The sequence below is a fragment of the Rhizobacter sp. P2_H2 genome (genome assembly GCF_056403375.1).
The window spans coordinates 1-1,016 of record NZ_JBFUFP010001489.1 but is presented as its reverse complement, the minus strand read 5'-3'; the positions used below and the strand labels follow the sequence as shown (position 1 = coordinate 1,016).

The following is a 1,016-nucleotide window of genomic DNA, read 5'->3' as shown; positions in this document are numbered from 1 at the left end:
GCGATGGCCATGGGGCGTCCTTTCAGGGAAGTTTTCAGGAAATCTGCATGTCCTCACGCGAGCGGCCGGCGGCGAGCTGATCGCGGAACCACTGCGGCGGCTTGCCCATGCCGACCCAGGTCTGGCTGGGATCGGCGGGGTTCGCGTACTTCGCCTTGCGCTCTTCGCCGGGCACCGACGGCGTCTTGACGGGCTTGGCGGGCAGGTAGGGCTTCAAGGCCTCGATCCCTTCGGCGATGCTGAAGCCGCCCATCTGCAGCTTCTTGGCGTAGCCGTCCGCCAGGACTTTCAGTTCCTCGGTGCGCTTGAGCTTCAGCGCGGCTTCGGTTTCTTCGAGCAGAGCACGCAGCTCCGAGTACGACATACCCTTCAGTTCGGTCATTTCGGTGGTCCTGGACATGGATCGGAAAAGCGATGGGCGATAGTCTATGTGCCCGCGTGGCCGTTTTTGCAACTGCGCCCGACACATACCCATCGAGCCCGAGCGCGTACCCCTACCGCGCTCAAGAGGTCACGGAAACTGGCGAATGACCTCGATGAGCCCGACGATGTTGTCGTTGAACTCTTCGAGCTCTTCCGCAGGCAYCCACCACTCGGTGTGCTCGGCACCGCCCACCGTTTCCACCTTGAACCGGGCCATGTAGCCGGCACGCACCTGGAACCGGGTGACGAAGCCCTGCCCGCTGGCCCCGACGTTCCAGTCGCGCGCGATCTGCACCGCATACGCTTCGTTGGTGACGGGATAGAAGATCGGCTGGTCGGGCAGCCTGGGCGGCCAGCGCTTGAATCCGCTCTCGCGGACGAGCTGGAGTTCCTTCGGCCCGGTCGGCCGGTACATGGTGATGGTTTCGACCGAACCGCTCATGCAGTGGCGCCCTCCATGACCTGGCGCGTCCCCTTGTGCAGCGAGGCATACAACCCCACCGCGCCCAGGATCACCCACACCCCGAGCACGAGCCACATCGTCTTGCCGGACTGCAGCGCCGCGAGAAGCACCGCCACGACCAGCGCAGCGT

Annotated in this window: 2 protein-coding genes; both read right to left on the bottom strand. The window is 64.6% G+C overall.

Features of this window, described 5'->3' with window-relative positions; translation table 11 throughout:
• Window positions 1-34 precede the first annotated feature (34 nt).
• Window positions 35-382, bottom strand: coding sequence for an H-NS histone family protein (locus AC1D15_RS34165; protein WP_047502459.1), 348 nt, complete (start codon window positions 380-382; stop codon window positions 35-37).
• 129 nt (window positions 383-511) lie between these two features.
• Window positions 512-865 carry a hypothetical protein gene (locus AC1D15_RS34160; RefSeq protein WP_477829568.1) on the bottom strand — a complete coding sequence of 118 codons (354 nt, stop codon included), beginning with the start codon at window positions 863-865 and terminating at the stop codon, window positions 512-514.
• Window positions 866-1,016 lie beyond the last annotated feature (151 nt).